General features: G+C 62.5%; 5 protein-coding genes. All 5 read left to right on the plus strand.

The annotated features are described in order from the left end of the window. Nucleotides 1-8: 8 nt before the first annotated feature. Nucleotides 9-1295: an aminotransferase class V-fold PLP-dependent enzyme gene (locus LOY69_RS20195; protein ID WP_265073491.1), complete on the plus strand. Its 1287-nt coding sequence runs from the start codon at nucleotides 9-11 to the stop codon at nucleotides 1293-1295. A 47-nt stretch (nucleotides 1296-1342) separates the two neighbouring features. Next, the gene (locus LOY69_RS20200) at nucleotides 1343-2233 is read left to right on the plus strand and encodes a formylglycine-generating enzyme family protein (RefSeq protein ID WP_110653650.1); all 891 of its coding nucleotides are present in this window, start codon (nucleotides 1343-1345) and stop codon (nucleotides 2231-2233) included. 32 nt (nucleotides 2234-2265) lie between these two features. Further along, complete coding sequence (locus LOY69_RS20205) at nucleotides 2266-3285, plus strand: GNAT family N-acetyltransferase (RefSeq protein WP_265073492.1); 1020 nt, start codon at nucleotides 2266-2268, stop codon at nucleotides 3283-3285. Between the two features lie 329 nt (nucleotides 3286-3614). After that, a complete protein-coding gene (locus LOY69_RS20210) occupies nucleotides 3615-5270 on the plus strand; it encodes a cyclic peptide export ABC transporter (RefSeq protein ID WP_102880142.1) in 1656 nt (551 codons plus the stop codon). Between the two features lie 113 nt (nucleotides 5271-5383). Beyond that, nucleotides 5384-7861 (plus strand): TonB-dependent siderophore receptor, encoded by a 2478-nt coding sequence (locus LOY69_RS20215; protein WP_180988411.1) that lies wholly within the window; start codon nucleotides 5384-5386, stop codon nucleotides 7859-7861. Nucleotides 7862-7922: the final 61 nt, after the last annotated feature.

The raw sequence follows: 7922 nt of genomic DNA on the forward strand, positions 1-7922 counted from the left end.
ATGAGCTCATGACCGATCGCCGTACATTTCTCAAACAGGCCGGCATCCTCGCCGCCGGCCTGCCTCTGGGCGCCGGCGCCCTGGCCGCGTCCGGCACCAGCGCTAGCGCCCCGGCGCCCACGCCCAAGGACCCATGGGCGCAACTGCGCCTGCTGTTCGACCAGGACCCGGACTCCATTCACTTTTCCAACTTCCTGGTGACCTCGCACCCAAGGCCCGTACGTGAAGCCATCGAACGGCATCGCGCCAATATCGACCGCAACCCCGGGCTGGCCATGGACTGGGACCTGCAGGAACCCTGGAAACGCGAGGCCGAGGTGCGTCGATGGGCGGGTCGCTACCTGCAAGCCAAGCCCGGCCAGATCGCCCTCACCGGCAGCACCAGCGAAGGCCTGGCGATGATCTATGGCGGCCTTCACGTGCGGCCCGATCAGGAGATCCTGACCACGGTGCACGAACACTACGCCACCGAGTACAGCCTGGAATATCGCGTGCGCAAGCAAGGCACCCAGGTGCGCAAGATCAGCCTGTTCAAGGACCCGCACCGGGTGTCCAAAGATGAAATCCTCGACTCGATCAAGCGCAGTATCCGCCCCAATACCCGAGTCCTGGGCATGACCTGGGTGCAGTCGGGCAGCGGCGTGAAACTGCCGATCGGCGAGATCGGCCAGTTGGTGGACGAGTTCAACCGCAACCGCGACGACAAAGACCGAATCATCTATGTGGTGGATGGGGTCCACGGGTTTGGCGTGGACAACCTGGACTTCCCCGACATGCACTGCGACTACTTCATTTCCGGCACCCACAAGTGGATGTTCGGCCCTCGCGGCACCGGGATCATCTGTGCCCGTTCCGAGGAGCTCAAGGACGTTACCCCCAGCGTGCCGACCTTTTCCGAGGACAACAATTTCGCCACCAGCATGACCCCCGGCGGCTACCACGCCTTTGAACACCGCTGGGCCCTGGATGAAGCCTTCAAGCTGCATTTGCAATTGGGCAAGGCCCAGGTCCAGGCGCGCATCCACGCCCTCAACAACTACCTCAAGCAACGTCTGCAGGAGCTGCCCCAAGTGGAGCTGGTCACCCCCCTGAGCCCCGAGCTGTCAGCGGGCTTCACCTTCTTCCGGATCAAGAATCAGGACTGCGACAAATTCGCCGCCTACCTGATGGCCAATCGGGTGGTGGTCGATGCCGTGGACCGCGACGTCGGTCCGGTGATCCGTACCGCGCCTGGCCTGCTCAACGACGAACAACAGATCGATCGCTTCATGGACCTGCTGCGCAAAAAGGTCTGAAACCGCTCCTCCTTGCGCCCTGCGTCACTTTTAAAAAGAGAGTCATGATGAAACAGCATTCACTGAGCACCGCCCTCCGCCCGCCCCTGGCCAGCTTCTCCCTGGCCCTGCTGTTGAGCCTGTTCCTGCCGACCGCCGCCCAGGCCGCCGCCTCGCCCCAGCCGGGCAAGGTGTTCAAGGACTGCAAGGACTGTCCGGAAATGGTGGTGCTGCCCGCCGGCACCTTCACCATGGGCACCCCCGCTGACGAGGTCGGCCGCCAGGAGGACGAAGGTCCGATGCATGAAGTGACCTTCGCCAAGCCATTCGCCATCGGACGCTTCCAGGTCCTGGCCGGCGAATGGGCGACCTACCTGAAGGAAACCGGCTACCAGATGCCCGACGGCGACACGCGCCCTGGCCGCGAATGCAAGGCCGGCAAACCCCGCTACGAAGTCGGTCCGCGCCAACCGGCGGTATGCATGGACTTCAACGAAGCCCAGGCCTACACCGCCTGGCTGTCCAAGCGCACCGGCCAGCACTACTTCATCGTCAGCGAAGCCATGCGCGAATACGCGGCCCGCGCCGGCAGCACCGGCCCCTTCCCCTTCCCTTTCGACGAGGGCAAGGAGTACAGCATCGCCAAGCACGCCAACACCTACGGCCCGGAAGACGGCTTCAGCTTCACTTCGCCCGCCGGCTCCTTCCCCGCCAACGCCTTCGGCGTCTACGACATGCACGGCAATGTCTACGAGTTCACCCCCGACTGCTGGCATGAAAACTATGTCGGCGCCCCCACCGACGGCAGCGCCTGGACCGAGCCCAACTGCAGCGTCCTGCAGATGCGCGGCAACGATTGGACCGAAGCGCCGATATTTTCCCGCTCAGGCAACCGCAACAACATCTACCCCACCGATCGTGGTGACTGGCTGGGGTTCCGGGTTGCCCGCGACCTTTGACCTTCCCCCTCATCGCCTGACGGAGACACATCATGAAAGCAGCTTTGTTCACCCTGTCGCTGAGCGACGGTTCCACCGCCAGCGTGCATGACGCCGAAGAGAACCAGGGCAGCCTGCACACCGAGGGCTTCGCGGCACTGACCTTTCGCAGCGATGGCGAACTGATCGAGATCGCCGGCGAGATTGCCCCCAACTACCCGGCCAGCGCGCTGCTGGCCTTGTTGGGCGGGCATTTCTGCTACAAGAAAAAGTCCGCCCAGGTGCGGGTTCGCCTGCGTGGCAGCCGCGACTTTGCCGTGTCAGCCATCCGCCAGGGGGTCTTTGACACCTTGCTCGCCGCCGATGCCCACCAGGTGGAGCTACAGTGCCGACGCAGCACCTTCTGGCAGCACCCGCTGCCCTGGCTCAGCGCTCCGGCCAGCGCCCACACCGCGCCCTTCTACCAGTTCAGCGGCGAGAAACGTCACCCACAACGCCCGCCACTGCCCCAGGGCGAGGTGTACCGCCGTCGACTGCCGGGGCTCAACACCGAGTTCAGCCTGCGCACCATCGATCCGGACCGTGACCTGCAAGCCTTCAATCGCTGGATGAACCTGGAGCAGGTGGCGTTCTTCTGGGAGCAGGCCGGCAGCCTCGACGAGCACGCCGCCTATCTGCAAGACATGCTCGCCGACCCGCGGGTCCATCCGTTGATCGGCTGCTACGACGACGAGCCTTTCGCCTACTTCGAAGTCTACTGGTGCAAGGAAGACCGCATCGCCCCCTACTACGACGTGCAGGACCACGACCGCGGCTGGCACGTGGTGGTGGGCGAGAACAAGCACCAGGGCATCGGCAAGCTCAAGGGCTGGTTCAATTCGCTGATGCACTACATGTTCCTGGATGATCCACGCACCCAACGCATCCTTGGCGAACCGCGCATCGACCATGACCGGCAGATCGACTTCCTCAAGTCCCAGGGCTTCGGTCACTTGAAGGATATTCAACTGGCCCACAAGAAAGCCGCCCTGCTGCGCCTGGAGCGCGAGTTCTTCTTCGATCGACCACTTTGAGCTGATCCAGCGGTCGCTGCAGCCTCCCTGCAGCGACCGACGCACGGCGCGACGCCAGGCCTGCGCTAAATCCCCCCAGCGCCACTTCGTCTTCTCTGCAACGGTCTTGAGTCAAGCCCCGTCCCGAACGCGACAGCCTCCTCAAGCCCGGCATTGAAGCGCACGGCACTGCACGCCGCGTCGCGCTGTGCACCCCGGCCCCTTGCCCGTATCTCGATCCATTCCAGAGGAAGCGCACCAGATGAACCCGACGGCTGCACCCCGGCCCCCATGCCCCAACGCAAACCGCCTCTCACCCGCCCTTATCCGTGCTTGAACCAGGAGTCATCATGAACAGCCCTCCGCGTAGCCGCAGCGCCATCCGTGACCTGCTGGGCCTGCTCAAACCTTTCTGGCCCACCGTGGCCGTATCGATCGTGCTGGGCATCATCGGCGGCCTGAGCATCACCGTCCTGTTGGCGACCATCAACCAGGCCCTGAACGGCGCCGACGGCCTCAGTCGCGGCGTGGTCCTGACCTTCGCCGGGCTGTGCCTGCTGGCGCTGCTGTGTTCGATTCTGTCGGACATCGGCAGCAACTACGTCGGCCAGCACATCATCAGCAAGCTGCGCAAAGACCTGGGGGAAAAAGTCCTCAGCGCGCCCATCGAGCAGATCGAACGCTATCGCAGCCATCGCCTGATCCCGGTACTGACCCACGACATCGACACCATCAGCGACTTCGCCTTCGCCTTTGCGCCACTGGCCATTTCCCTGACCGTGACCCTGGGCTGCCTGGGTTACCTGGCCCTGCTCTCATGGCCGATGTTCCTGCTGATGCTGGTGGCCATCGTGATTGGCTGCAGCGTGCAGTTTGTCGCGCAGACCAAGGGCATCAAGGGCTTCATGGACGCCCGGGATGAAGAGGACAACCTGCAAAAGCACTACAACGCCATTGCCGACGGCGCCAAGGAACTGCGCATCCACCGGCCTCGCCGCAACCGCATGTTCAACCAGCGGATCAAGCACAGCGCCGAGCACATCTGCAACAAACAGATCGAGTCGGTGAACATTTTCATCGTCGCCAAGACCTTCGGCTCCATGCTGTTTTTCGTGGTCATCGGCCTGGCCCTGGCCCTGCAGTCCTTCTGGCCCAACAACGACCGCGCAGTGATGAGCGGTTTCGTCCTGGTGCTGCTGTACATGAAGGGCCCCCTGGAGTTGCTGATCGGCAACCTGCCGATTGTCAGCCGCGCCCAGGTGGCCTTCCGCCGCATCGCCGAACTGTCCGAGCGCTTCTCCTCCCCCGAACCGCACCTGCTGCTCAGTGAAACCGCGAGCCAAGCCCAGACTGTGCACAGCCTGGAACTGCACGATGTGCGCTACGCCTTCCCGGCCGTCGAAGGCAGCGCGCCCTTTGCCCTGGGCCCGGTGAACCTGCGGATCAAGCAGGGCGACATCGTCTTCATCGTTGGCGAGAACGGCTGCGGCAAGACCACCCTGATCAAGCTGCTACTGGGCCTGTACCGACCCCAGGAAGGCGAGATCCGCCTCAACGGCCACGCGGTCACCGCCCAGACCCGCGACGACTATCGGCAACTGTTCACCACCATCTTTGCCGACTACTACCTGTTCGACGACCTGGTCCAGGGTGGCGAACAACTGCCCGAAGAGGCCGAACAGTATCTGCGCCGCCTGGAGATCGGGCACAAGGTGAGCATCCGCGACGGGGCCTTCACCACCACCGACCTGTCCACCGGGCAACGCAAGCGACTGGCGCTGGTCAACGCCTGGATCGAAGAACGCCCGGTGCTGGTGTTCGACGAATGGGCCGCCGACCAGGACCCGACCTTCCGGCGCATTTTCTACACCGAGCTGCTGCCGGACCTCAAACGCCTGGGCAAGACCATCATCGTCATCTCCCACGACGATCGCTATTTCGACATTGCCGACCAGTTGGTGCGCATGGAAGCGGGCAAGGTCAGTTGCGAACTCGAACCGGCTTGATTTTTTTCGTCTCGGCTTTCCGGTTTTCGGGAAGTCGAACGTCTCATAACAAGTTTGAGAAACATTCACATTTAAAACGAATTCCCATTGCCGCTTAATAAGAGCAAATGAACATGCCAGCACCTCTTGGACTCACCCCCCTGAAAACAGCCCTGCTCATGCGCCATGCGCTGCGGCCGAGCTTGCGTCCCTATCTGCTTGGGGCCGTATTGGCGCTGCCCTGTGCCGCCCAGGTACAGGCCCAGCAAGCCAATTTCGATATTCCTGCACAGTCACTGGGCAGCGCCTTGCAGACATTCGGCCAGCAAGCCGACCTGCAAGTGCTCTACAACCAGGACAGCGTCCAGGGCAAGCGCAGCACGGCGATCAAGGGCGCCTTGCAGCCCGACCAGGCCCTGTCGCAACTGCTGCGCGGGACCGGGGTGAGTTATCAGCGCCAAGGCAACACCGTGACCCTGGTGCAAAGCAGTGGGGCTGTGGAGCTGGGGACCATGAACATTTCCACTCAGGGGCTGGGGAGCACCACTGAGGGGACTGGTTCCTACACCACCGGGCAAAGCAACTCGGCCACGCGCATGGACCTGTCCCTGCGTGAAACGCCGCAGTCGGTGAGCGTCATCACCCGCCAGCAGATGGATGACCAAGGGTTGACCGAACTGGCGCACGTCATGCAGCAGACCCCCGGGATCACGGTCAACCGCGAGAGCTCCGAAGGCTACGTGTATTACTCGCGGGGCTTTGAAATCCAGAACTTCCAGTACGACGGCATTCCCAGCCTGGGCACCGACGGCGGCAACATCCGCGACAACTACAGCATCGGCAACACCCTGATCTACGACCGCATCGAAGTGCTCAAGGGCGCCACCGGCCTGGTCAACGGCATCGGCTATCCGTCCGGGGTGATCAACATGGTGCGCAAGCGCCCCACCCGGGAATTCCAGGGCCACGTCGCCGCTGGCGCCGGTTCCTGGGACCGCTACACCAGCGAAGTGGACGTTTCCGGCCCGCTGGTGGAAGGCGGTGCGATACGCGGACGGATGGTGGCCGGCACCGGCAAGCGCAACAGCTTCATCGACTATCAGAAAGGTGAGCAGAACGTCTTCTACGGCATTCTCGAAGGCGACCTGAGCGACGCCACCACCCTCAGCGTCGGCTACGACTACCAGAAGAACAACAACGACGCCACGACCAACACCAGCTTGCCGGTGTTCTACAAGAACGGTAATCGGATCAAGTTCTCCCGTTCCACCAACCCGGCGGACAAGTTCGCCTACCGCAACCAGGAAACCCAGCACGCCTTTGTCGGCCTCGATCACCAGTTCGACAACGACTGGACCTTCAAGGCGACGGTCAACACACGCAAGTACACCTCGCGGGAAATCATCGCCGGCATGTCCAGCGAGCACGTCAACCTCGACAACAGCCAGGACTATGGCTACCTGCCGCCGGGCGGCGTGGCCAACTTCGGCTCCAACAGCGACGAGAAGTCCTTCGATGCCTACGCCAAGGGTCCGTTCGCGCTGTTTGGGCGCACCCACGAACTGGTGCTGGGCTACAACTATTCCCACGCCACCACCCGCTCCAAGCGTATCGACGGCACCACCACTGGAGTCATCGACGACGTGCTGAACTGGAACAACAGCATGCCCTACCCGACCGACTGGGCCTGGTGGTCGACCTTCGACATCAAGAGCACCCAGAAAGTCTCCTACGCAGCGGTGATCCTCAAACCCACCGACGCCCTGAACTTCATACTCGGTGCCCGGGTCACCGACTACGACTGGCAGATCGATCGGGTCAACGCCCTGCGCCAACTGCCGCGCATCTCCACCACCAACTCCGGGGAAGTCATTCCCTATGCCGGTATCACCTATGACCTGGACGACTACCACACGGTCTACGCCAGCTACACCGACATCTTCAAGCCACAGCCCTACAGCCTGGACGTCAGCGGCAAGTCCCTGGAGCCGCTCACCGGGCAGAGCTACGAAGTGGGGGTCAAGGGTGAATACTTCGACCGTCGCCTGAACGCCAGCCTGGCGCTGTTCCAGCTCAAGCAGGACAACCTGGGCGAGAATACCGGCGTCATGGGCGTTGACGGCTTCGAGGCCATGCGCGCGATCAAGGGTGCCACCACCAACGGCATCGAACTGGAAATGGCCGGTGAAGTGCTGCCGGACTGGAACGTCAACGCCGGCTACGTCTACCAGGAATCCTACGACGCCAAGAACAAGCGCGTGGCCACCACCCAGCCACAGCACTTGTTCAAGGTAGCCACCACCTATCGCCTGCCTGCCGAACTGAACAAAGTCACCGTAGGCGGCAACATGCAATGGCAGAGCTCGACCTCCTTCGTCGACAACAGCTTCGTCGATGCCGCCTACAACCAACTGCCCAGCCACAAATTCACCCGTGCCAGCTACGCCGTGGTGGGCCTGATGAGCAGCTACGACTTCAACCAGAACCTCAAGGCCACGGTCAACCTGAACAACGTCTTCGACCGCAACTACTACAGCGGTATCGGCACCTACAACTCGGTCTACTACGGCGACCCGCGCAACGTCATGTTCAACGTCAAATACAGCTTCTGATTCCCCTTGGTTGAACCCCTCCCCGCCCCGGTCACCGGTGCGGGGATTTTTTTTGCCCGAG

This window comes from Pseudomonas sp. B21-059 (assembly GCF_026016285.1).
In the GTDB taxonomy this organism is placed as follows: Bacteria; Pseudomonadota; Gammaproteobacteria; order Pseudomonadales; family Pseudomonadaceae; genus Aquipseudomonas; species Aquipseudomonas danubii.

Excerpts from the sequence above, each read along its gene's own strand:
- LOY69_RS20200 (WP_110653650.1), top strand. The coding sequence starts at position 1,343 with ATGAAACAGCATTCACTGAGCACCGCCCTCCGCCCGCCCCTGGCCAGC.
- LOY69_RS20205 (WP_265073492.1), top strand. The coding sequence starts at position 2,266 with ATGAAAGCAGCTTTGTTCACCCTGTCGCTGAGCGACGGTTCCACCGCC.
- LOY69_RS20210 (WP_102880142.1), top strand. The coding sequence starts at position 3,615 with ATGAACAGCCCTCCGCGTAGCCGCAGCGCCATCCGTGACCTGCTGGGC.
- LOY69_RS20215 (WP_180988411.1), top strand. The coding sequence starts at position 5,384 with ATGCCAGCACCTCTTGGACTCACCCCCCTGAAAACAGCCCTGCTCATG.
- LOY69_RS20195 (WP_265073491.1), top strand. The coding sequence starts at position 9 with ATGACCGATCGCCGTACATTTCTCAAACAGGCCGGCATCCTCGCCGCC.